Here is a 24,361-nt window from a genome sequence, read left to right on the forward strand (position 1 = left end):
GTGTTTGAAATAAATAGAATTAAAATAAACAAAAGGCCGAAATGCCATCAAATTTTTAATAACCTGATGGCAATTTCAGCCTCTGTTTAAATAAACCTAAATTAGTATCCTGGGTTTTGTACCAAGTTTGGATTACCAAGTTGGTTATCAGGAATAGGGAAAAGAAGGTATTTTGCTTCACTAGCTGGTTTCTCTTGCCAAGCAGCAAGGAATTTTCCAAAACGAATTAAATCTTGTCTTCTAAAACCCTCCCAGTACAGTTCACGTCCACGTTCATCCAGCAATACATCCAAAGTTAAACTCGTTAATGCTGATGCACCTCTCACTGCTCTAAGTGAATTCACTAAAGTTAATGCAGATGCCGTTTGAGATATCCTCAACTGCGCTTCGGCTTTCATCAACAATACATCAGAATAACGGTAATAAACCCAGTCGTTATCAGGTTTTCTCGAACCTGAATTGGCATAATCAATAGGATATTTTATTACGCGAATTCCCGCAACCTCCAAGTGGTTAGGGTCGCGTTCGATAATGCTTACTTCTGGAGTAAAAGCTAATGGATTGCCTTTTCTATCTTTTAGAGCTGCACCGTTTTGATCAAATTGCTGACCTACTAAAAAACCAACCCTTATTCCAGATACATTGGTTTGACCAGCATAAGTTCCGCCTCTTCTTTTATCTGTTGCTTCGAATTTATTATAAAAGTTAGATAATGAAGAGAAGCCATTGTATCCAGCTGGATTTTGATTATAGTGCAAAGTACACTTCCATTGCCCATCAATATCACTACCATCATTTCCTGCAGTATTTTCTGCAGTAAAAATATTTTCTTTTGATAAAACATTGTTAGTGGGAGCAAAATTGTCAAAATAATTGGCAGAAAGTACATAACCACCCGTGGCAATTTCATCCGCCAGCGATATAACCTTTGCCATATCGGCGGCATCAAATGTAGGTGTATTCCGATTTAAGAAAGCACCCTTATTTAAATAAACCTTCATTAACAAAGTTTTTGCAGCATTTTTATTTGCAAAATTTGCTGGCCCATTCGGCAAATCAGGGATAATAGCTGTTAATTCATTAATTAGATAAGAGATTTCATCAGCGGCATTTCTAACCTTTGAAGGAAGTGTTACACCTTCACCAGTATCACGATAAGGAACTTGCCCCCATCCATCTAAAATGGAAAACTGTGCGAAAGCTCTTAAAAAACGTGCTTCGGCTGCTTGTGCTGGAGTAGGGCTAAATCTTAAAACCGTTGTAGCTGCATAACTTATACTGTTTAGATCTCTAAAAACACCAGATATTCTTCCATCATCTGCTGCCCATTTGTGCAAGTGTAGCGCTCTCCATGCACCGTTATCATCCCAATCACCTGCTCTTGTAGGTACTATCGCCTCATCAGAAGTAACTTCCTGCAAAGCAGACCAGTTCCATGGAGCTTGATATGGGCCTCTCATGGCAATGTACGCCGCAGAAATTAATCCTGGAACATTTCCCTGAGTAAGTGTACCTGAACTTACTTGCCCATTAAGATCTTCATTAAGTTTTGTACAGGACGAGATCGTAATGGCCATTACTACCAAGCCTAAAATATATTTGTTTTTCATGTCGAAAAAGTTAAGTTATAAAGAAAAATTAACGCCAAAATTGAATGTCCTTGCAGTTGGATATGCGGTATAATCTATCCCTGCTGATGGAACGCCATTTACACTTTTATTTACATTTACTTCTGGATCAAAACCTGTATAGTTTGTAATTACAAACAGATTTTGTCCATTTACATAAATATTTAATGATTTGATCACTTTTCCAATGTTGCCGATATTATAATTTAAGGTAGCATTAGCCAATTTAACATAATCTCCTTTCTCTATGTATCTTGATGAGGCAGCAATTGGATTAGCCAACGATTCTTGAATAGGTAAATCAAGTATACCTGATGAAACGTTTCTAGAACCCAAGTTAGAGATTGCCAACACTGAATTTGCTGTATTATTATAAATGCTTTGGCCGAATGCACCATTAAAATTAGCACTGAAAGAGAATTTTTTATATCTCAAATTTGTGCTTAAACCCAAAATAAATTTTGGATTTGGGTTACCAACGTAGTATTTAGTAAAACCATCATCAGTATAAGAAGAGAAACCATTTGCAGCTAAACCATTATACTGTCTGGTAAACATGGCAAATAATGGTAAACCGTTTTGAATAACTTCGGTAGTTACATCACTTAAGCCCTGACCACTTAATGAACCAGTTTTAATTATACCATCCAGATTTTTAACATTGTTTTTTATGTAGGTTACGTTTCCTCCTAAAGACCATGATAAATTATCTTTTTCGATGATATTGGCATTTAAACTCATCTCTACACCTTTATTAACAATTTCACCACTTAAATTCTGCCATGTAACTACATTTCCTTGTTCTGCAGGTACAAATGCTGTTTGAGGATATAATAAATCTTTGGTAGTCTTGTTAAAATAATCAATAGATCCGGTCAGTTTATTCCCGAAAAGGCCAAAATCCAAACCAATGTTAGTTTGTTTGTCTTCTTGCCATTTTAAATTGTCGTTTTGATTATTCAATCCTACTTGTGGGATAGGATCTCCTGCTTTACCTGGTGTTCTATAAACAAAACGTTGTTGAGAAGAGCCAGATGGGAAATCCTGGTTGCCTGTTTTACCGTAACCTGCCCTAATTTTTAATGTGTTTAACCATTCAACATTAGTAAGAAAACTTTCTTGTTTGATGTTCCACGCTGCTGCAAATGAAGGAAAATAGCCATATTTGTTATTTGCACCAAATTTTGTAGAACCATCTGCTCTAACTGTTGCTGTTAAAATGTATTTATTATCATAATTAAAAATACCTCTGGCAAAATAAGATTGTAGCTCAGTAGTTGGATCGTTACTAGTTACAAAAGTTCTATTCGCCTTTAATGTAGATTCAAAAGCATCAGTATAGTCTAGCGGCAAATTACCAAATCCTGTTGCAGTATTAACAGCACTTTTGTTTATGAAATTTGAATACTCATAACCAATTACAGCATTAACATTTAATTTGGTAGCAATTTCTTTATTGAAGTTTAAGGTATTAGTGAATTGTTGTGTAACCAACTCTGTATTAGAATAACTGGCGTAACCACCTAAGAAATCACCAGATGGCTGTATTCCCTGTAAATTTAAAGTACTCCTGGTAGATGCTCTTCTAATACCAGTGCTATAATTTACACTTGCTAACATACGGTATTCTAGCCATGGTGTAATTTTGTAGTAAGGAGATATGCTACCTAAAATAGTAGAAACCTTCGATTTATCGCTGTTTGCGGCTAAAGCTGCTAAAGGATTAATAGTTGTTGAACCATAATCGATAAATAAGCTTCCATCTGGATTATAGAAAGATTGGGTAGGATTCCAAGCTAATGCCTGGCTAATTAAACTTCCTGTAAAACCTGCATCAGTTGTAATAGGGGCAATATTTTCTAAGTACTGATTACTTATCATATTGATATCTAAGCCTAGATTTTTACTCTCCAAGAATTTAAAATTTCCATTAAAAGCTGCACTGTACTTTTTAAAATCTGTAGTTTTAACAATACCTTGCTGATCTTGATAACCCATAGAAGCACGGAAAGTATTTCCATTTGCCCCACCACTTATACCAATGGAGTAATTTTGATTGTAAGCCGTACGAATAATCTCATCTAAAGCATCAACACTGGTACCAAAATCGCCACTGGTTAAACTATATTTTCTCAAAGCTGCACGATACTCTTCGCCGGTTAAAACATCCACTCTCTTGGCAATATTACTCACCCCTGCTGATGCGTTAACATCAATTCTCGTATCTCCAGATTTACCTCTCTTGGTGGTGATTAATACCACGCCATATGCCGCACGTGAACCGTAAATCGCAGTAGCTGACGCGTCTTTTAAAATCTCCATCGATTCAATATCTGCCGGATTAATAAAGTTGAGTGGATTACCAGCAGGTGCAGTACCAATACCGGCACTTGTATTTGGTCTGGCAGATCGGCCGTCAAGCGCAACTCCATCAACTACATAAAGTGGTTGCCCTGTACCTGTAATAGCTGAGTTACCTCTAATTCTTACAGTAGATGCACCGCCTGGTTGGCCACTGTTATTAATCATCTGCACACCAGCAACTTTACCTTGTATTAATTGATCAGGCGCAGTCAATGGGCCCTTATTAAAATCTTTTGCAGAGACGGTTGCCGCAGCACCAGTTAGGTCACTTTTCTTAACCGAACCATAACCAACCACAACAACCCCTTCGAGGTTATTTAATGATGCTAATGTAATGTTGATTAAAGTTTGATTATTAACGTTTACTGTTTGGGTTTCGAAGCCAACAAAACTCACAATTAGTTTCGAAGTTGTAGAGGGCACTGTAATTTGGAACTTACCTTCTGCATCACTTTGCGTTCGGGTACTTGTACCAGCAACCTGGATAGTTGCACCAGCCATGGGCAGCTTATCATTATCTAAAATCGTTCCTTTAATTACGGTTTGGGCGAAAGCCGTTATACTTAAAATGACTAGAAGTAAACTTGGCAGTACAAGTTTCATCAATCTACATAATTTCTGTTTCATAGGTAAAACAGACCAATTACTCGGTAGAGTTAGGTTCATAATGGTTTAATTAAATTTGGTTAGAAAATGTATTATTACTTTAGTAAATCATCGGGTTGTTTTTTAGGGTGGTTTAGTCATCATATTTAATTGGTTTAGGGTGATATTGTGTGATTTTCTTTTTTATATAATGGAAATGGCTTTTCAACTTTTAACCGGGCTACTTCTAGTCCTTTATTTACACAATCATCAATAGACATTTCGAGAATGAAAGCAGATAAAAACCCAGACCAGAAAGCATCTCCAGCACCGGTAACGCCTCGAATAGTTTCAACCGGAATGGCATTTTTATATCTCCAACTTAACTTATTTGTTTTATACCACACCCCATGCTTACCGCAGGTGAGGCAGATTGCCGAAGTATTCAGATGATCTAGCCATTCAACTGATTCTTCTACACTGAGAGATTTACCAACATAACGTTCAAGATCATCAACACTAATTTTTAACAGTGGAGTCAGTTGGAGAATTTTTTTAAAAACGTCCTTCCCATCATCATCCTGCCAGATTGATGGGGCAAAATTCCAGTCAACCGAAATGGATTTCCCCATTTGATGCGCTTTGGTTAATGCGGTCATAATATTACTTCGGGCAGGCTCCCTACTTAATGCGAATGCTGTGGTATGGACAATTTCCGCAGCTTGAATGAGCTCATCATCCACCCTTCTTATGGCGAAGTCGGCATTGCGGTAAGGGATAAAATCCGGACTATGGTTATTTTTAGCTACAAGCACAACGCTGGTTTGCCGGTGTGGTGCCTGGTGTATATAGCGGTCTGATAAACCGATTGCTTTAAGTTCATTAATCAGGAAAATACCCAGATTATCCTCACCAACGGTTGAAACTAAATCTGCATCTACGCCCAGCCATTTTAGGTTAGCGCAGAGATTCGCTGAGCTGCCTCCCTGAATAGTAGAAAATTGTGAAGCTACCGCAAGCGATTCGATATTTTCATCTGAAATGATATCGACCAATAATTCGCCCACCACTAAAATTTTTTTCCCTGAAATATTATTTTCCGAATCCATCATTTCTATCAAAAGTTAAAATTTTTCTAAAATCATTACTTGTTGCCTGTTCGGCTATAACTGCTCCAGCGGCACTCCAGGTGCATTTTGGCACACCGCAAGGCTCCAGACTGGTTCCATGAAAACATTCATTGAATAAATCTGCTTTACCATTCGAGCGGTGAATTTCAGAAAGGACTTCCTGAGCCAGGCTCGTTTTTTGATGAAAATGCAGCGCTGCAACCAGCCAGCCATTCCAAACTGGCCACAAACCACCATTATGAAAATAATGTGGTTTGTTTCGAAAGGCATAAGCATAATTATCTTTAAGTTCGTTCATATCCGAATCATCATCCAGAATTGTAGGATAAAATGATGGCAATAGCGATTGCCTTTGTTTGTATGTCTCCTCAATATATTGCAAAACCTTGCGATTTTGATTTTCATCACCTAAGCCTAGAAAAAGAGCGAAGGTATTGGCCTGCAAATCAAAGTACTTATATATTCTCCCCGGGTTGAAGCCCATTAGCCAGTATTCTTGAGAAAAATCCCTCAACTGATGAATTAAATTGGGAGAATAGGTTTTTTCAGGATGATCATTGATCCAGTAATTCGATCGAATTGAATTGGTAATATCGGCGATCTTGGCTTCCCAATCTGCATGGAATGATAATTTGGAAGCTAAGCGCAATGCCCAAAGTCTTAACAACTGGTCAAATAGAATATAGCCATGCTGAATGTATTCATCGGCCCAATCACCACTTTGTGGCACATAAATTAAATGTTTTCCATTAAACTCCCAGCTGTTTAAAAGGGTAAAACACTTGCCAACTTCATGCTGATATTTATTCCAAAGATGCTCATCATCAGTAAGTAAGGTATATGCACATAAACCAATCACTGCCCACGATGGATTATCGGCCCTGCCGGAAGTTCCACCATAACTAACTGCACCGTCTTTCGGTGAAACATTAGAGGGCATGAATCCGTCAGGATGCTGATGTTCGAAAATTGTGATTAAGGTATTTTTTGTGGTTTCAATAAGCGATTTATCGCCACTCAATAGCGCAGCAATGCCCGTAATAACCCCATCTCTGGTCCAAACGCGTTTATAGTTATCTTGCTCCTCTACAGATGCCACAAAACCATATGGGGTAACTGCCTCTCGCAAGAGACCTAATGCATGGTGGTATGATTTCGAATCGAACATTATATATCGGCTATTTTTTCATTTTTTTTGATCTGCAACACCATCAAAGCGGCGATAACAATCAAAACTCCTGCAAACATGATTGCATTTTCCGGGCGATGGCCAAGCAGGTAGCGGTAAACATATTTAAAGGTGATGGTCTCAAGTAACATCGGCAGCACAATGAACATATTCAAGATCCCCATAAAAATACCGGTCTTTGCTTTCGGAATACTTCCTGCAAGCATGGCATAAGGCGTTCCCATCATGCTGGCCCAGGCCACCCCTAAACCCACGATTGGAATGACAAGTAAAAAGGGATGGTGAATCATCGGCAAACAGATCAAACAAAAGCCTCCAAAAAGCAAACTCATCAGATGAACCTTTTTTGCGGTAATTTTCCTGGCGAAAAATGCCAGTGGAAATGCCACTAAAAAGGTTACCACATTGTAGCCCCCGTTTACCGTTCCGGTAAGCAACTGAGCAGAGGCAAATCCATCAGATGCTGCATCGCTGGTATTGTAAATGGTTCTGGCTAAACATAGGGTAATAAATTGCCAGTAAATAAACATGGCGTACCAGTTGAATAGGTAAACAACGCCAAGTTTTTTCATCATTGTGGGCATTACTTTAAAAGCCGCGATAATATCACTGAATATCCTTCCAATGCCACCTGTTTCCTTTTTTATTTCCTCAATCTCTTCAACAGACAGCGGCGTCTCCTTTGTGGTTAAACAACTATACATAATAGAGCCGATTGAAACAACGCCACCAATAAAAAAGGCTGCATAAGTGGTATAGGGTATGTTATTGTCACTTCTTGCATTCATACTGATTAGCCCTGCTGTGATGAGTATGCCCGGGGTAAGGTTAGCCAGGGTAATACCTAAACCGGTAAAAAAGCTTTGAGTTAAAAACCCAAGAGCATGCTGCTCTGAAGGAAGTTTATCGCTCACAAAAGCCCGGTAAGGTTCCATCGTGATATTATTGCCGGCATCAAGTATCCATAAAATCCCAGCAGCCATCCAGATTGAACTGCTGTAAGGCATGGCGAAAAGACAGATACTGCAAATGATAGCGCCAATTAAAAAATATGGCCTGCGTCTTCCAAACCTGCTGGTGGTTTTATCGCTCATTGCACCAATAATGGGCTGAATGATCAAGCCTGTCATTGGTCCTGCTAAGTTTAACAAAGGAATCTGATCGGCATTGGCGCCCAAATAGGAATAAATGGGTGTCATATTGGTTTGCTGCAAACCAAAACTATATTGAATCCCAAAGAAACCAAGATTCATCGCAATGATAGCGCTAAAATTTAGTTTCAAACCTGATGAAGGCTGATGAACTTTTTCTGCTTGAGCTACAATCATATAAAGTTTAGTTAAGCTTAAAAACTAAAGCCTGCCACGGTTTTAGGTTAATTTCTTTATCCGTAAAATTTGGCCCATTGTTATAATTATTCATGAGCACCTTTGCCGCTGAAATTTTAATATTTTGATCCAGCGGATAAGAGAACGCTTTAGCTGAAAAATTTAAGACGATCAGCATCTTCTCCTGTCCATGTGTTCTGGTGTAGCAGTATACATCTGGGTTTTCAATATCAAATACCTTATAGTCGCCATATACAAGCACTGGAGATGATTTTCTTAAGGCAACCAACTTTTTGAAATAATTAAGCTCACTTAATAGATTCTTTTCTTCGGTAACAACATTTACCGTTTTGTAGTTCGGGTTTACTTTTATCCATGGTTTGCCCGATGTAAAACCAGCGTTTAATGATGTATCCCACTGGAATGGTGTACGGGTATTATCTCTGGAGATAAACTTTTGTTTATCCATAAAAACCTGTACATCAACACCTTTTGCTTTAATGCTTTTGTAAGCGTTAATGGTTGCGATGTCTCGGTAATCATCAATGTTGTTAAATTTGATGTTCGACATGCCCAATTCATCGCCATTAAAATAAAATGGAGTGCCCCGCATGGTCATAATCAGTGTGGTTAAAAGTTTTGAAGAATAACTTCTGAACTGTGGGCTATCATTCCCATACTTGCTAACCATCCTGGGTACATCATGATTAGCCAGAAAGATGGCTAACCACCCCTTCTCAGCAAAGGATTGATCCCACTTTGTGAAGGCTTTTTTCAGATCGGTAAGCTTATATCCTGCGGGATCGTTCCCGATATCCATGATCTCAAAATGATAAGCCATATTTAACTCCTGCCTGTCTTCATCAACCAGAGCGTGAGCATCTTCTAATGTACTGCCAGCACCCTCAGCAACAGTCATAATGTTATACTTGCTGATCACAGTTTTGTTCATCTCCTTTAAATATTGATGAAGATTTGGACCCATGCCGTAATATTTGATAATGTCTTTTTCGTAACCTTCAGGATATTTTTTCCAAGTAGTATCTTTAGAAACATATTGGAAAGCATCCATCCTCAAACCATCAATGCCTTTGTCGAGCCAAAATTTCATCATATCGTAAACCTCATTACGAAGTTTTTCATTCTCCCAGTTCAGGTCAGGTTGTTTTTGCGAGAAATAATGTAGGTAGTAAGATTTTGTAGTTGCATCGTACTTCCAGGCATCACTGTTAACATCAAAGAAACTATAACGTGGTGTAGGTTTGCCCTTTTCTTCGGGCCACCAATGGTAATAATTTCGGTAAGGATTGGTCCGTGATGATTTAGCTTGCTTAAACCATTCATGCTCATCACTGCTGTGGTTGAGCACCATATCTAAAATCAATTTAATCTTGCGTTGATGTAAGCCGGCAAGCAACTCATCGAAATCCTTCATGGTGCCAAACTCTTTCATGATGTTTCTGTAATCACTGATATCGTAACCATTATCATCATTTGGAGAAGAAAAAATCGGATTCAACCAAACAGCATCTATGCCCAGGCTTTTTATGTAATCGAGTTTTGAAATAATACCCTTTATATCACCAATCCCATCTCCATCACTATCTTTAAAACTACGTGGGTAAAGCTGGTACACAACAGCTTCTTTCCACCAGGCCGGCTGATTGTTCTGAGCTTGTTGAGAATTGCCCCTCAAAACAAAACATATTAGGAATATAAAAACTAAGCCAATGGAATTTCTCATATTTCTATATTATAACAGGCTTCCTGATCATAGGAAACTAATTGGTTTGTAAAATTTAATATTTGGTTATTTAATGAAATAGCAGCTAGCCAAATGGTTTGTACTGAGGTTATTTCCTTATTATTATATGAAGATAGCGGTATAAATTATCTAAAAATATAGAAATACATCATTTTTCTCCGCAAACGTTTGCGGTAACATTTGCGGAAATGTTTGCTGTGGAAAACTTATATTTGGTTAACCAAATATGTTTAGATGAGACAAAACCCAACTTTAAAAAAAATTGCTGAGCGGCTCAATGTAAGTATATCCACTGTTTCTAGGGCCTTAAAGGATCATCCGGATATCTCACCTGAAACCGGTCGAAAAGTAAAGGAACTTGCAGAATTACTCGAATATGACCCTAACCCATATGCCGTAAATCTTCGTACCCATAGTAGCAAGGAGTTTGCAATAGTTGTACCGAGCTTATCCAACTTTTTTTATCATTCCTTTATTAGTTCAATTGAAGAGGAAGCGAGGATTTATGGTTATTCCGTAATGATTTACCGTTCTTCAAACGATCCAACAATTGAACAGGAGATTCTGAAAAGCTGCAGGCACAAGCGGGTATCAGGAATTTTTATTGCAATTACTTCAGAAACAGATAACATGGAGCCATTTTTGAAAATGGATGTTCATGGTATTCCTGTTATTTTCTTTGATAAAGTTCCGCAATATGAATCATGCAATAAAATATGTGTAGGCGATGAACATGCTGCCATGCTGGCTGCCGAAGAGATCATAAAAAAAGAAATTCCAAACGTACTGGGGATATTTGGAGATCAAAACATGTCAATAACTAAAGCCCGTTTAAAGAAGTTCGCCACCGTTCTTCAACAAAATGGAAACGATATTAACCTGAAAACGGTACATGCATGTAGTTCTGCAGAAGCCGAACAAATTACTTGGTCATTACTACCAGATTGGGTGGGTAAAAAATTTACGATATTCTGTATGAGCGACGAGATTTTAGCTGGTGTCATGAAAGCGATACAAAGAAAAGGCCTAAGCACACCAACAGATTTAGGCTTGATCGCTATTAGTGATGGCATGATTCCACAACTCTTTTATCCGGAAATTACCTATGCAGAAACCAGCGGAAGCAATCTGGGTAAACTGGCATTTAACAGAATGATGCGATGTATTGCTGGGAGTTCTTTTGCACAAACAATTATAGATGAATCCAAACTCGTTGTTGGCGGTTCAATATAAAAAAATGTTTTGAGCTTTCAATAAAATTCCAAAAGCCATTTAGTTTAATGATTAAGCTTCGAACCATAAAATTTAAGTAGCGTTTTTCTGACATCGATTTATTTTTTCTTCACCAAATCAAGGCTAGCAGTCAGATAAGTTCTAAATCTTCTTTCTGTTACAGCAAGGCACCAGCAATTTTGATAACAAATGAATATCGATAAACTTAACAGAACCATTGCTGAAATGCAGGTTCTTGTATAATTGTATATTACTTTCCATGTAATCGAAAACGATTGACACATTTTTGTTTGAAAACAAAACCTTAACCCAGCATTGCTGTTTAAAATTAAATGTGATTGCTAATCAACCACATATTAACTGTTTTAACCTCAAAACAGCAACATGAAACAAAACAAAACAAGACTTACCCCTGAAGAACATAGGCTCTTTGGCGACCTTATGCCAGAAGAATTGGATGAAGTGATCAACTCAGGGTTTAACCGCCGTCATTTTATTAAACTCATGGGATTGGCATCAGCAGGTTTACTGGCCAGTTATGCGATTGGGGCGGAGCAATTGTTTGCACGAACAGTTGAGATAGAGGAAATTCCAGACCTTATCCCGGAAGCGATCGAAAATGGTGTAGACATTGCTTTTAACGTTAATGCCACCTCTAGAAAAGTACTTGTTGATTCCAGGATGACCTTGCTCGATACCCTTCGCGAAAGAATTGGTTTAACGGGATCCAAAAAGGGTTGCGACCACGGTCAATGTGGTGCCTGTACCGTTATTGTTGATGGCCAACGCGTTTTATCTTGTCTTACATTAGCAGCCACTTGTCAAGGAAAATCAGTTATTACTATAGAGGGCTTGGCCAAAGCAAATGAGCTTAATCCGATGCAAGCTGCCTTTCTTAAACATGATGGTTTTCAATGTGGTTTTTGTACTCCTGGCCAAATTTGTTCTGCTGTAGCACTAATGAAAGAAGCTAAAGAAGGTCAGGCAAGCTTTGCGACTAAAGATGTGAGAGCAGCTGCCAAATCAATCATGCTTTCTGATGAGGAAATTGCGGAGCGGATGTCAGGAAATATTTGCCGATGCGGTGCCTACCCTAATATAATAGCTGCAATTAAAGAAGCGCAAACAGGAGAAAATATCCCACAAAACTGGCTTTTCACGGATTAACAACGGACAAAAAGATGAAACCATTTAAATTTATTTCAGCGACTAATCCTGGTGAGGCTATCGATATGCTCAGTAATAATGCTGAAGCTGCTTTTTTGGGTGGAGGAACGAACATCCTTGATTTAATGAAAGAGCATGTTGCTCTCCCAAATGAGATTATAGATATTGGTAACCTTAAACTACAAGAAATTAAAGCAACAGCTACTGGGTTTTCACTTGGCGCTCTGGCCAAAAATACAGAAACTGCAAACCACTCTCTAATCCGTTCAAACTTGCCAATGTTAAGTAAAGCGATATTGGCAGGGGCTTCCGCACAAATCAGAAACATGGCCACTAATGGTGGAAATTTATTACAAAGAACGCGTTGCAGTTACTTTTACGATATATCTATGCCATGCAATAAAAGAATGCCCGGAAGCGGCTGTTCTGCACTGGAAGGTTTCAACAGGATGCATGCTATTTTTGGATGGACTGAAAATTGTGTTGCCGTTTACCCTTCCGATATGGCAGTTGCTTTATCGGCTTTGAATGCAACAGTAAAAGTGCAAAATAACAATGCAGAGCGATACATACCATTTAAAGATTTCCATCTCCTTCCAGGCAATCACCCTGAAAAAGACAATAGCCTCACGCATAGCGAATTGGTTACTGCTATAGAAATTCCCAAAAATAATTTTGCCGCAAACTCAGCATACGTTAAGGTAAGAGATCGCAGTTCTTATGCGTTTGCACTGGTTTCTGTTGCTGCAGGCCTCAATCTGAAAGGAAATGTTATTCAATTTGCCAATATCGCCATGGGTGGTGTTGCGCACAAACCATGGAGGGCGCTAAAAGCAGAACAATTTTTAAAGGGTAAACCAGCCACGACAGCAAATTTCTTAAAAGCCGCAGAAGCAGAAATGGTGGCTGCGAAAGCTTTATCACATAATAAGTTCAAAATAGAAATGGGTAGAAAAACTTTGGTTAACGCTCTTGAGCTGGCACTAAAAGGATAACCGTTAATCATTAAATATGGAAGACAGCAAAAAAAGCATCGGCAAAGGAATAGACCGCATTGACGGAATCTTGAAGATTACGGGTAAAGCAACTTACGCCACTGATTATCCTGCAAAAAACATGGCTTATGCGGTATTGTTCAAAAGCACCATTGCTGCTGGTCAAATCAAAAGTATAAATAGTACTGAAGCAGAGCGGTATCCAGGAATATTGAAAATTATTACACATGAAAATGCACCCAAACTTAATACAAAGGGAGGCTTAAGAGGTGGCGCACTATTACAGGGGCCAGAAATTACCTTTCACGGACAACATATTGGAATAGTGGTGGCAGAAACCTTTGAACAGGCAACCGCTGCTGCCCATCTGATTAAAATAGAATACAATCAAAAAGAAGAGAAGATAGATTTTGAGAAACTTGCCCAAACACCAATCATGCCTAAGGGTAAAGAGTTGGCGGATTTGGTTCGTGGTGCAGGAAAATTGGCAATGGAAACTGCCGAGGTTAAGGTGGAAGAGCTATATGAAACACCCATTGAACACCACCATCCTATGGAGCCGCATTCAACCATGGCTGTTTGGGAAGGAGATAAACTAATTTTATATAATGGCTCACAAATTATAAACGGTGCCCAAACCGCAGCTGCAGCTACTTTAAATATGAAGCCCGAACAGGTAAGAATTATTTCTCCATTTATTGGTGGCGGATTTGGTTCCAAAGGCGGGCAATGGGCCAATCTTGTTCTCACTGCTGTAGCGGCTAAAATGGTTGGCAGGCCCGTAAAATTAGCCCTTACCAGGCAGCAGATGTTTAATTCTGTAGGCATGAGACAAAGAAACATGCAAAAATTAAGTATAGGTGCAACAAAAGAAGGTAAGCTAATTGCCTTGGCGCATGAAACGATCTCACATACGGCTGTAGATGATGAATATATTGAGCCTTGTGGCGATTGTACAAAAATAATGTACGAGGTTCCCAATAGCTTGATCAGTTATCGCGTTGTTCCGATGAACCTCATTTTACCTACCTATACTCGTGGTCCAGGAAAATCAACTGGAAGTTTTGCGCTGGAATCTGCAATGGATGAACTGGCTTACAAATTAAATATGGATCCAATTGAATTGAGGATAAAAAATGAGCCGTCAAAAGATCCTTCTAATGGAAAACCCTGGTCATCGAGAACCACAGTGAAATGTTTAAAGGAAGGAGCAAAAGCATTTGGATGGGAAAAACGAAAATCAAAACCAGGCACAAATAAAATAGGTGATGATTTAGTAGGTTATGGCGTAGCCTGTGGTACATACCCGGCGAGACAAAGAGACAGTTCGGCAATAATAAAACTTAGCCTGAGAAACAAGTTGGTATATGCGACCGTCGAAATTGCAGCATCAGACTTAGGTACTGGAACAAATACAATATTAGCACAAACTGCTGCCGATGGACTTGGACTTCCTATTGCGCAAATTAATGTTAAACTGGGCGATTCTGAGCTTCCTCCTGCTGCAGGTTCTGTTGGATCTGTTGGCGCTTCAAGTTTTGCGAATGCTGTTAACGATGCATGCATTAAAATTACAGATGAATTACTGGCAAAATCGGGAAAACAATTTTTTGTAAGACCAACAGCAGCACAGCTTATGGTTTCAGAAAGCATAACCGATTTTCAAACCCGTTCCGATTCTAAAGCACCAGCTGAAGCGGAAAAATATTCGGCACATAGTTTTAATGCAAATTTCGCTGAAGTAAGGATAAACAGCATTACCGGAATGATTAAAGTAACACGATTTTTAGCTGTAACCGGAGCCGGAAAAATCTTAAATCCTAAAACAGCCCGATCTCAGATTATTGGTGGCAATGTATGGGGAATTGGTATGGCCTTAACAGAAGAATCAATCATCGACCCAAGATATGGTAATTTTGCTACGCGATCTTTTGCTGATTACCATGTTCCAACAAACCTGGATATTGGCAGATTGGATGCGATGTTTATCAATGAGAAAGATTTAATTCCAAATAAAATGGGCGTTAAGGGAATTGGTGAAGTAGGTATCGTTGGCGTAGCTGCCGCGGTAGCTAATGCAGTATTTAATGCGACTGGAAAAAGAGTAAGATCGCTACCAATCACGCCAGATAAACTGCTTTAAATTCCGCTGGAGATTAGAAACGAAAGGTTTTAATAAGTCAATAAACTTAAGTGTTTGTAGGGTTGATAAAACCTTTTCTGGCAAAATTCAACTTTGGAACCCATCAATAGTTAAATTATTTTAATGGCTAAGGATAAACATATCGCTCAGAATGGCTGCAATTCTCTTCAAACCCTTTATCTCCTTCTTGCTTTACCACATTGCCAGAAGCGCTCGTTCTAACTATAAAATGCAGAAAGATAAAAAATTGAAAGCCAATTTGTTGGTAATAGCATTAGTTTTTATTATTGGATCAGGATTATTGATATACATGCAATTACTTTTAGTAAGTACTGTGCTTAGATGAAAATATTCAAACTGATAAAAAAATACAGTCCATCAGCATTCACTTATATAGAAAACCTTTTTCTTTTATTGAGTGAACTATAGTTATGTCCCCCTACCAGGTAATCTCCCCTACCATCTTGTTTTCAAGGTTTTAAAATTGAATAAAAGCAAATCCAAAGTTTCCTCATTATTCTCATGAGTAGTATCTAGGTTAAAACCTTTATCAATTTCCTAATGTTAAAATTCTACTATGGAAAAGATAAAAACATTGGCCTATGGAGCATCAGGCGCTCTCATCGGTGGTAAAACCCTCGAAAAAATAGAAATTCAAAGAAATGAACCAAAAGAAGATGAAATTTTAATTGATGTACTATACTGTGGTGTATGTCATTCAGATCTACACCAAGTGAATAATGATTGGAAAAATACAATATATCCCTGTGTTCCTGGTCACGAAATTATTGGAAAAGTAGTTTCAACGGGTGCCTCAGTAACGAAATTTAAAACAGGTGATGTAGTTGGTGTAGGCTGCATGATCGATTCTTGTAAAACCTGTTCAGCTTGCCTGGATGATGAAGAACAATTTTGCGAGGGACCTCACGGCCAAACCATGACCTACAATGGTTATTGGAAACCTGACGAAACAGGATTTAACACGTACGGTGGTTATGCCACAAATATTATCGCTCAGGAAAAGTTTGTAATGCGCATTCCTGAAAATTTAGAAATCAGCGCAGTCGCCCCAATATTGTGTGCCGGTGTCACTACTTATACTCCACTAAAAAACTTTGGGGTAAAAGCCGGGCATCAAGTTGGCATAATTGGTATTGGCGGTTTAGGGCATGTTGCTGTAAAAATTGCTAAGGCAATGGGTGCTACCGTAACTGCCATTACAAGTAAAGAAGATAAAAGAACAGCGGCGATTGAAATTGGCGCAGATGCTGTGATCATATCAGAAAATAAGGATGAGATGGAGGCAAATGCGATGAAATTCGACTTCCTGCTTTGTACAATTCCCTATTCATTTGATGTGAATGATTACATCCCCTTATTACGCAGGCATGGTGCTTTAGTCACCGTTGGTCTTTTAGGCCCTTACAAATCAGCCACAAATAATATGGAGCTCGCAAAAACTTCTTCAACGGTTGGAGCATCACTAATAGGCGGAACAGCCATCACTCAAGAAGTGCTTGATTTTTGCGCACAGCATCAAATTCTACCAGAAGTAGAAATGATAAATATAGATCAGATCAATAAAGCCTTTGACAAACTTAAAGATGAAGAAGTGCGCTTCAGATATGTAATTGATATGGCAAGTCTGAAAAATGAAGCTAAAAATTAGTTAACCTAAAAAAATCAGAACGATGAAAAAAGATCATATCACTAGACGCCAGGCAGTTTCAGGTCTTGGCTTAGGCCTCGCAGGACTTGCCGTTTCTCCTGCTTTTGGTGCTGAGCATTCAACTGCACACAGCCATCTACCAGCCGAACTTCAAGATCCAACTACAAAATATCCCAGACCTCCTTTTAAAGCGCAGCAACAGCCGTTTCCAGGTTTAGCCAGTAAAATGGATCCCCGGCCCGACCATGGGGAGTCAAGCTATAAAGGTTCTGGCAGATTGGCTGGAAGAAAAGCCTTAATTACTGGAGGTGATTCGGGCATGGGCCGTGCAGCGGCGATCGCTTTTGCCCGAGAAGGTGCAGACGTAGTAATCAATTACCTGCCTGCTGAAGAAGAAGATGCGAAAGAGGTGATCGATTTAATTACCAAGGCCGGTAGAAAAGGATACGCCATTCCGGGAGATCTTCGCGAGGAATCGTTTTGCAAGCGTTTGGTAGACGATAGTGTTAAACGTTTGGGCGGTCTGGATATCGTGGTGAGCAATGCTGCCCGCCAGCAAACAAAACCATCTATTTTAGATATTAGCACTGAAGATTTCGATGCCACCATAAAAACTAACATCTACGGTCCTTTCTGGTTATTAAAAGCGTCAATTCCGCACCTGAAACCAGGATCAAGTATTATCATTACCACATCGGAACAAGCCAACGACCCATCTCCCGAACTTTTTGATTATGCGCAAACCAAAGCAGCAAATACAAGTACGGTTCGCTCACTTGCGAAATTCCTTACGCCCAAGGGCGTTCGGGTAAATGGTGTTGCCCCTGGCCCGATTTGGACGCCTTTACAAGTTGGCGGTGGCGCAACTAATGAAAAACTAACAGAATTTGGTAAGGCTACCCCAATGGGCAGACCAGGGCAACCTGCCGAACTAGCTTCTATATATGTACAATTAGCAGATAATAGTGCAAGTTATTCTACAGGACAAATCTACGGAGCAATGGGTGGCGGTGGACAGCCGTAATTTTCAAAATAAAAATTTAGTTTATTAACCTGAATTGGAATAAAAAATAGATATGCTGAAAATGCATATCTATTTTTTTGCTGTTATTTATCAATGTAAAAGTCATGGTGCTCATTTTTAATAGCCTATCCATCAAAAACCTTTCATATTGAATAAAACCTATGCCTCATTAGTTATGAAAAGATTCTTTAGTCTAAGCCCATGAAAAAGATTTTCAGTAACAAAACGCTTTTTTAACTTCTTTGTGTGAAGAAGGTGTTTTAGTATTAGAGCTTTGATAAAGACGATAATTACGATCGCCACCCCATTGGGGTTCCATTGCATGCCTAAGGCATGATGATTGCATTTTAAGGCATATTAAAATTTCACCAAAAATTTTGAGTAAAGTACGCTTACTAGGTCATCGATAAAGTGATAGAAAAAATCCCTAGTTTGAAGATGATATAACTCTAGTGTTTTAAGATCCCCGCCTTCGCGAGGATGACGATAACCGATTGGGTTTCTGCGTCTCGCTACCCGGCCTAGCGAATTTTGGAAGCAGAAAGAAGTGGAAAATAATCAGAAAAATTCAAACACAATTTACCAGGATAATTGTAGCTTGAAGAAAAAGCGTTTGGGCTGGCCTCAAATTAACGCTAGAAGTTTTCCGCTAGCTTCATGCAACAAAAGAGCCAAGCTTCGTTCATTTGTTTCATTTCTATCAAAAGAAAAAAAAGAGGCCGACGCTCGTGAGGTAAAAAAAAAATTAAATAAGTTGTGACATTGCCCCTTGATTCTACTGCCATGATTTGCCCTACACAACAGCAAGCTTATTTCAACTTTTCAACTGTAGCTGACCCCATTGATTATAGAGGTTTTAATCATCATTAGATCCCCACTTAAATAAAAAGATCACTACTTTTGCGCACCAGATAAACTCATGTTCAAGCTCATATTTGATACCTATAAAACGTCTTTCAGAGGTCTAAGTCGCGAAACCTGGTTGTTAAGCATTGTGATGATGTTTAATCGATGTGGAAGTATGGCCGTTCCTTTTATGGGCTTATACGTAACGCAAAGTTTGCACCGTTCGGAAATGGATGCTGGATTAATTATTACTTTGTTCGGTGTGGGCTCAATTTTAGGTTCGGCAACCGGCGGTAAATTAACAGATATGATTGGGTTTCGCCCCGTGCAAATCCTGTCATCTATTATTGGAGGATTGCTGTTTATCCTGTTTTCTACCATTACCCATTTTTCTACCTTGTGTATTTTGGCTGTGGTCATCAGTTTTTTTTCAGAAGCCTTTCGCCCTGCCAACTTTACCGCAGTTGCACATTACGCCACTGAAGGCACCATTACGAGGTCGTATTCCTTAAACAGACTGGCGGTAAACATTGGCTGGTCGGTAGGAATAAGTTTGGCAGGTATTATTGCCTCCATCAATTACAAACTATTGTTTATTGTAGAAGGAGGAGTGAGCATTATTGTTGGGTTACTCATCTTGTCGTTTCTTCCACAGGTAAAGGGTTTTATTAAAAAAGCGAAAGAAAATGCATTAAATATGGTCATTACAAAGCCTTGGCGGGATATATTTTACGTAAAATTCATTCTACTCACCACCGTTTTTATCACTTGTGCTTTCTTAATGTTTAGGGTGGTTCCGGTATTTTTTAAAGAGCAGTGGCATATTGATGAATTTGCTATCGGGATAATTATAGGCATTAATGGGGCGGTAATTGCACTCTTTGAAATGATTATGATTAATAAAATTGAAGCCAAAAGGCCTCCAATGTTTTTCATTATCATTGGTGCAATTTTCTTTGCGGTCTCTTACCTGATGTTAAGCGCACTAATAGGATTACATATTGTTGGAGCAGTAATTGTGATTATTATTTTTACGGGTGGCGAAATGTTTTCTTTGCCTTTTATCAACACCATTGTAATCAGCAGAAGTAACGAGCACAACAGAGGTTTATATGCTGCCGGCTACACGCTTAGCTGGTCTTGCGCACAGGTTATTGGCCCATTGTTCGGGTTTTATATCGCCAAAAATTTAAGTTACAACTGGCTTTGGTTTGGACTCGCCTGCATGTTGTTATTATGTGCCTGGGGATTTAGCAGACTGGAAAAAGCAAGTGTTAAAAGTGGAATTTAAATATGGGATGTTAAAAGTTCAAATTGGAAAGATGTATACCCCTCCAATTTGAACTTTCTACTATAATTTATAATGGGTTATGCCCTTCAAAATGATAATCGCTGTAAACAGCTAATTGTAAATCAGCAGCCATAATCATACTTATAACTGCCATTAGAGAGCTACTTAACCTTCTGCGCTTTCACTCCCTCATTCGTAATTTTTACTGGAAGAATTTTTCCATCAGCATCAAATTTCATTTCATCTATACAGGTAACACGATGATTACCATCAGTTTCGCTCAATGGGCGGCGGTGATAAACAATATGGTAAGTACCTTTTTTCTCGTTGATAAACAAAGAGTGATGTCCGGCTCCTCTTGCTACTTCAGGATCTTGCTTTAAAATTTTATCTACCCTTTTAAATGGTCCAAAAGGCGAATCTGCAATGGCATAAGCTACAGAATAATCTGGCCCTGTCCAGCCACCTTCGCTCCACATAAAGTAATATTTTCCATCCTTAATAAACATATAAGGGCCCTCCACATAATTTTCTGGCGTAATTTCTTTAAAGGTAGTTCCGTCTTCAAAAGGTATAAAACCAGTGAAATCGTTATTTAACTTAGCAATATTACAGTGTTTCCAGCCACCATAAATCAAATAGTATTGGCCATCCTTATCCTTGAACACAAACTGATCTATGGGTTGTGCACCATTGTAAAATTTATCAACTAAAGGCTTACCCAAATGATCCTTATAGGGTCCTTCTGGTTTATTGGCAACTGCAACACCAATTCCTCCAACCTCATTATCACTCTGAATATCATTGGCACCGAAAAACAGATAGTATTTTTTATCCTTTTGAACAATTGCCGGTGCCCACATGGCTTTATTAGCCCATTTTACCGCAGCCGTATCTAAAACGCGGGGATGCTTTTTCCATTTTACCAGGTCGTCTGACGAGAAAGCATCAAGAAAAACCTGCTCTCTGTACTTTGCCGAATAGGTAGGATAAACCCAGTATTTATTATTGAAAATTGCAGCTTCCGGATCGGCATACCAACCCTGAAAAATTGGATTTCCAGACTGCTTAATCGTTTTAGTACTTTGAGCAAAAGAAGTGATTCCAGCTAAAAGTAGAAGTGATGAGAATAAGTATTTCATGAGCGTAATTTATAAAAAAATTCGTTTGTTAGAAAATTTAGAAAAGTTGATGATTTTAATTAATAGTCATCCGATGAATATAGACGGTATGCAGATATTCATCGGATGACTACATTACATTAAAAATACCACAGCATCTATTAAATACACTGATCAATTTCCAAAAAAAAATCTCTGCTTATTAAACAGAGATTTTAGATGTATAGCTTAAATGTTTTGCCTTCTATTTACTTAATTCAGCAAAATATTTATGAAACAATGGTAAGGTCTCAATGCCTTTGTAGTAATTGTAAATATCATATTTCTCATTTGGTGAGTGCAATGCATCGCTATCTAAACCAAAACCAAAAAGTACCGATTTGATACCCAAAACATCTTCAAATAAAGCAACGATTGGAATACTACCGCCACCACGGGTTGGGATGGCTTTTTTACCAAAGCTATCTTCAATGGCCTTTTCGGCGGCCTGGTAAGCAATGCTATCAGTAGGGGTAACCACAGGCTCTCCACCATGGTGAGGCGTAACCTTCACTTTCACATTTTTAGGCGCAATGCTTTCAAAATGTTTGGTAAAGATTTCTGAAATCTCCTCCGAACTTTGATTCGGCACCAAACGCATCGAAATTTTTGCATTTGCTTTACTTGGCAATACGGTTTTTGCACCTTCGCCAATATAACCGCTCCAAATTCCGTTAACTTCCAAAGTAGGGCGAGTACCTGTACGCTCTAAAGTAGAATAGCCCTTCTCACCCCAAACTTCTTCAATATCAAGATCTTTAGTGTATTCTGCCTCATCATAAGGAGCAGAATTTAAAGCTTTTTTTTCTTCATCACTCAGCTCCACTACTTTATCGTAAAAAGCAGGAATGGTAATGTGATTATTTTCATCATGTAAAGAAGCAATCATTTTACATAGAATAGTTGCAGGGTTTGCTACCGCACCACCATACACACCCGAGTGTAAATCACGGTTCGGACCAACAACCTCAACTTCCATGTATGCCAAACCACGCAAACCAGTTTCAATTGAAGGATGTTCCATGCTGATCATAGAGGTATCAGAAATTAGCACCACATCGGCCTTTAAACGTTCAGCATTTGCTTTAACAAAAATGCCAAGATTTGCTGAACCTACTTCCTCTTCACCTTCGATCATAAACTTTACGTTACATGCCAAAGTATTGGTTTGCATCATTAATTCAAATGCCTTAACATGCATGTAAAACTGACCTTTATCATCACAGGCGCCACGGGCATAAATTTTACCGTCGCGAACTGTGGGCTCAAATGGCGGTGTATGCCATAATTCCAACGGATCTGCTGGTTGCACATCATAGTGTCCGTATACGAGAACTGTTGGCAAAGAACTATCTATAATTTTTTCGCCATAAACAATTGGATATCCAGCCGTTTGACATATTTCAACCTGATCTGCACCTGCATCTTTCAGTTTTTGTGCTACATAATCAGCTGTTTTTAAAACATCAGCCTTATATTTTGGATCAGCACTTACTGATGGAAAACGCAATAACTCGAACAACTCATCTAAAAAGCGTTGTTTGTGCGTTTCAACATAATTTTTAATCTCTTGCATAACAAAATGAATTTGGGCAAATATAGGGTTTTAGGATAAAAGCTATTGGTTAATCGGGTGTATTTTACTTTTACCGGGAATGTTTTTTTTAATGAATAATAAATTAAGTTTTATAAATTCAATAATCGGATCGGGTTTGTTAAAAAATTGTTGTTTTTAAATAAAATTCAACTTTATGAAATATTTTTTAAACCATTTTTTCGTAAATTGCACCTTTTAAATATTCTTAATAAAACCCGAAATGAATCGTTCATAATGAAGATTGGCATACAAACAATTATTTTTTTCGTATTGCTATTTTCCATCAGTATTTCTGGTTTTTCGCAAACTACAACGCCACCACGGATAAGTTGTCCCGAGGCAGCTCAGTTTTATGCCAAAGACAGTATCAATATCGTAACTTTTGGGGCCAGTACAGTCGAAGGTGTTAATGGAGCAGGGTTTCAAACCATGTTGAGAAACAATTTTTTAAATTGTTATCCAAACAAAGTTGTTGATATTACCAATCATGGTATTGGCGGCCAAACCACATTCCAGGGATTATTAAGGATAGACAACGCGATAAAAGATAGGACAGGTTTCATTGTGATTTCAATGGGCATTAATGATGCCCTGGCCATGGGCGCTGGAAGAGGAAGCATTGCCGAAACTGAAGCCAATATGCGTTCATTAATTACTACAAGCCTGAAACAAAATCTGGTTCCAATTTTGTGCACCCTGCAAAATGTTGATGATCGAAATAATCCGCCATTGGTGCAAGCAAACGCAACCATTAGGGCTTTAAATGTTATTTACAGAAGGTTAGCCATTGAATATAAAATTTATTTAGCTGATGTGAATGCAGCCATGCGCCGAGATTTCACCCTTTATCAAGATGCCTTTCACCCCAATGCAAGAGGTTACAGATTAATTAGTTATGTAATTTTCGATGCCATTAACAAGGCCATTTTTGATAAGTTCCTTATGTTTGTTGTTTCACAAAACTACCCCAACCCTGCTGGTACACAAACATATCTGGATGTAGTTTTACCAGAAACAGATAAACTAACCATTCAGGTTTTTGATATGATGGGCAGATTAGTGAAAACAGTTCTGAATGAGTACATCAATACAGGCAAACATACTTTGGAAATAAATACTTCAACCTTTGTTCCGGGGATTTACTTTTTTAAGCTTACTTCAGATTCTGGTCAATTTAATGCTGCTAAAAAGTTCATCGTAGCGAGGTAACAAAAGATAATAACATTAGTCTTAAAACAGATTAATTA

At 38.5% G+C, this 24,361-nt stretch carries 16 protein-coding genes; 8 read left to right on the top strand and 8 right to left on the bottom strand.

The features are described 5' to 3' along the window. Window positions 1-101 precede the first annotated feature (101 nt). The 6 genes from LUA91_RS17400 to LUA91_RS17425 form a co-directional block, all read right to left on the bottom strand. The gene (locus tag LUA91_RS17400; RefSeq protein ID WP_231427381.1) at window positions 102-1,610 is read right to left on the bottom strand and encodes a RagB/SusD family nutrient uptake outer membrane protein; all 1,509 of its coding nucleotides are present in this window, start codon (window positions 1,608-1,610) and stop codon (window positions 102-104) included. A 15-nt stretch (window positions 1,611-1,625) separates the two neighbouring features. Then, on the bottom strand, window positions 1,626-4,619 hold the full coding sequence (locus LUA91_RS17405; RefSeq protein WP_231427382.1) for a SusC/RagA family TonB-linked outer membrane protein: 2,994 nt from the start codon (window positions 4,617-4,619) through the stop codon (window positions 1,626-1,628). A 134-nt stretch (window positions 4,620-4,753) separates the two neighbouring features. After that, window positions 4,754-5,689 carry a carbohydrate kinase family protein gene (locus LUA91_RS17410; RefSeq protein WP_231427383.1) on the bottom strand — a complete coding sequence of 312 codons (936 nt, stop codon included), beginning with the start codon at window positions 5,687-5,689 and terminating at the stop codon, window positions 4,754-4,756. Beyond that, a complete protein-coding gene (locus tag LUA91_RS17415) occupies window positions 5,670-6,875 on the bottom strand; it encodes a glycoside hydrolase 100 family protein (RefSeq protein WP_231427384.1) in 1,206 nt (401 codons plus the stop codon). The genes LUA91_RS17410 and LUA91_RS17415 overlap by 20 nt, the downstream gene beginning before the upstream one ends. Next, on the bottom strand, window positions 6,875-8,224 hold the full coding sequence (locus LUA91_RS17420) for an MFS transporter (protein ID WP_231427385.1): 1,350 nt from the start codon (window positions 8,222-8,224) through the stop codon (window positions 6,875-6,877). Before LUA91_RS17420 ends, LUA91_RS17415 begins: the two co-directional genes overlap by 1 nt. A 7-nt stretch (window positions 8,225-8,231) precedes the next feature. Further along, window positions 8,232-9,968, bottom strand: a complete 1,737-nt coding sequence (locus tag LUA91_RS17425; protein ID WP_231427386.1) for an alpha-glucosidase — start codon at window positions 9,966-9,968, stop codon at window positions 8,232-8,234. A 255-nt stretch (window positions 9,969-10,223) separates the two neighbouring features. Here LUA91_RS17425 and LUA91_RS17430 point away from each other — a divergent pair, with 255 nt between their 5' ends. The 7 genes from LUA91_RS17430 (at window position 10,224) to LUA91_RS17460 (ending at window position 20,357) form a co-directional block, all read left to right on the top strand. Continuing rightward, window positions 10,224-11,222 carry a LacI family DNA-binding transcriptional regulator gene (locus LUA91_RS17430; RefSeq protein ID WP_231427387.1) on the top strand — a complete coding sequence of 333 codons (999 nt, stop codon included), beginning with the start codon at window positions 10,224-10,226 and terminating at the stop codon, window positions 11,220-11,222. Between the two features lie 384 nt (window positions 11,223-11,606). Beyond that, window positions 11,607-12,389 carry a (2Fe-2S)-binding protein gene (locus LUA91_RS17435; RefSeq protein WP_231427388.1) on the top strand — a complete coding sequence of 261 codons (783 nt, stop codon included), beginning with the start codon at window positions 11,607-11,609 and terminating at the stop codon, window positions 12,387-12,389. Between the two features lie 14 nt (window positions 12,390-12,403). Further along, complete coding sequence (locus LUA91_RS17440; RefSeq protein ID WP_231427389.1) at window positions 12,404-13,384, top strand: xanthine dehydrogenase family protein subunit M; 981 nt, start codon at window positions 12,404-12,406, stop codon at window positions 13,382-13,384. A 16-nt stretch (window positions 13,385-13,400) separates the two neighbouring features. Beyond that, window positions 13,401-15,527 carry a xanthine dehydrogenase family protein molybdopterin-binding subunit gene (locus LUA91_RS17445; protein ID WP_231427390.1) on the top strand — a complete coding sequence of 709 codons (2,127 nt, stop codon included), beginning with the start codon at window positions 13,401-13,403 and terminating at the stop codon, window positions 15,525-15,527. Window positions 15,528-16,104: 577 nt separating this feature from the next. Next, window positions 16,105-17,196 carry an NAD(P)-dependent alcohol dehydrogenase gene (locus LUA91_RS17450; RefSeq protein ID WP_231427391.1) on the top strand — a complete coding sequence of 364 codons (1,092 nt, stop codon included), beginning with the start codon at window positions 16,105-16,107 and terminating at the stop codon, window positions 17,194-17,196. A 22-nt stretch (window positions 17,197-17,218) separates the two neighbouring features. After that, the gene (locus LUA91_RS17455) at window positions 17,219-18,220 is read left to right on the top strand and encodes an SDR family oxidoreductase (RefSeq protein ID WP_231427392.1); all 1,002 of its coding nucleotides are present in this window, start codon (window positions 17,219-17,221) and stop codon (window positions 18,218-18,220) included. Between the two features lie 919 nt (window positions 18,221-19,139). Further along, window positions 19,140-20,357, top strand: coding sequence for an MFS transporter (locus tag LUA91_RS17460; RefSeq protein ID WP_231427393.1), 1,218 nt, complete (start codon window positions 19,140-19,142; stop codon window positions 20,355-20,357). 161 nt (window positions 20,358-20,518) lie between these two features. Here the strand turns inward: LUA91_RS17460 and LUA91_RS17465 are convergent, their stop codons facing one another. Then, window positions 20,519-21,499 (bottom strand): glycoside hydrolase family 43 protein, encoded by a 981-nt coding sequence (locus tag LUA91_RS17465; protein ID WP_231427394.1) that lies wholly within the window; start codon window positions 21,497-21,499, stop codon window positions 20,519-20,521. A gap of 223 nt (window positions 21,500-21,722) precedes the next feature. After that, window positions 21,723-23,093 carry a dipeptidase gene (locus tag LUA91_RS17470; protein ID WP_231427395.1) on the bottom strand — a complete coding sequence of 457 codons (1,371 nt, stop codon included), beginning with the start codon at window positions 23,091-23,093 and terminating at the stop codon, window positions 21,723-21,725. A gap of 255 nt (window positions 23,094-23,348) precedes the next feature. On the opposite strand from LUA91_RS17470, the gene LUA91_RS17475 reads away from it, so the two are divergent. Continuing rightward, entirely contained in the window at window positions 23,349-24,323 is a 975-nt protein-coding gene (locus LUA91_RS17475; protein ID WP_231427396.1) for an SGNH/GDSL hydrolase family protein, read from the top strand. The last annotated feature ends 38 nt before the right edge of the window (window positions 24,324-24,361 follow it).

The sequence above is a fragment of the Pedobacter sp. Leaf250 genome, from assembly GCF_920984735.1.
Lineage (GTDB): Bacteria > Bacteroidota > Bacteroidia > Sphingobacteriales > Sphingobacteriaceae > Pedobacter.

What these genes read in the sequence shown, in the direction of transcription:
- LUA91_RS17400 (WP_231427381.1), bottom strand. Translation starts at nt 1,610, where the DNA reads ATGAAAAACAAATATATTTTAGGCTTGGTAGTAATGGCCATTACGATC.
- LUA91_RS17405 (WP_231427382.1), bottom strand. Translation starts at nt 4,619, where the DNA reads ATGAAACAGAAATTATGTAGATTGATGAAACTTGTACTGCCAAGTTTA.
- LUA91_RS17410 (WP_231427383.1), bottom strand. Translation starts at nt 5,689, where the DNA reads ATGATGGATTCGGAAAATAATATTTCAGGGAAAAAAATTTTAGTGGTG.
- LUA91_RS17415 (WP_231427384.1), bottom strand. Translation starts at nt 6,875, where the DNA reads ATGTTCGATTCGAAATCATACCACCATGCATTAGGTCTCTTGCGAGAG.
- LUA91_RS17420 (WP_231427385.1), bottom strand. Translation starts at nt 8,224, where the DNA reads ATGATTGTAGCTCAAGCAGAAAAAGTTCATCAGCCTTCATCAGGTTTG.
- LUA91_RS17425 (WP_231427386.1), bottom strand. Translation starts at nt 9,968, where the DNA reads ATGAGAAATTCCATTGGCTTAGTTTTTATATTCCTAATATGTTTTGTT.
- LUA91_RS17430 (WP_231427387.1), top strand. Translation starts at nt 10,224, where the DNA reads ATGAGACAAAACCCAACTTTAAAAAAAATTGCTGAGCGGCTCAATGTA.
- LUA91_RS17435 (WP_231427388.1), top strand. Translation starts at nt 11,607, where the DNA reads ATGAAACAAAACAAAACAAGACTTACCCCTGAAGAACATAGGCTCTTT.
- LUA91_RS17440 (WP_231427389.1), top strand. Translation starts at nt 12,404, where the DNA reads ATGAAACCATTTAAATTTATTTCAGCGACTAATCCTGGTGAGGCTATC.
- LUA91_RS17445 (WP_231427390.1), top strand. Translation starts at nt 13,401, where the DNA reads ATGGAAGACAGCAAAAAAAGCATCGGCAAAGGAATAGACCGCATTGAC.
- LUA91_RS17450 (WP_231427391.1), top strand. Translation starts at nt 16,105, where the DNA reads ATGGAAAAGATAAAAACATTGGCCTATGGAGCATCAGGCGCTCTCATC.
- LUA91_RS17455 (WP_231427392.1), top strand. Translation starts at nt 17,219, where the DNA reads ATGAAAAAAGATCATATCACTAGACGCCAGGCAGTTTCAGGTCTTGGC.
- LUA91_RS17460 (WP_231427393.1), top strand. Translation starts at nt 19,140, where the DNA reads ATGTTCAAGCTCATATTTGATACCTATAAAACGTCTTTCAGAGGTCTA.
- LUA91_RS17465 (WP_231427394.1), bottom strand. Translation starts at nt 21,499, where the DNA reads ATGAAATACTTATTCTCATCACTTCTACTTTTAGCTGGAATCACTTCT.
- LUA91_RS17470 (WP_231427395.1), bottom strand. Translation starts at nt 23,093, where the DNA reads ATGCAAGAGATTAAAAATTATGTTGAAACGCACAAACAACGCTTTTTA.
- LUA91_RS17475 (WP_231427396.1), top strand. Translation starts at nt 23,349, where the DNA reads ATGAAGATTGGCATACAAACAATTATTTTTTTCGTATTGCTATTTTCC.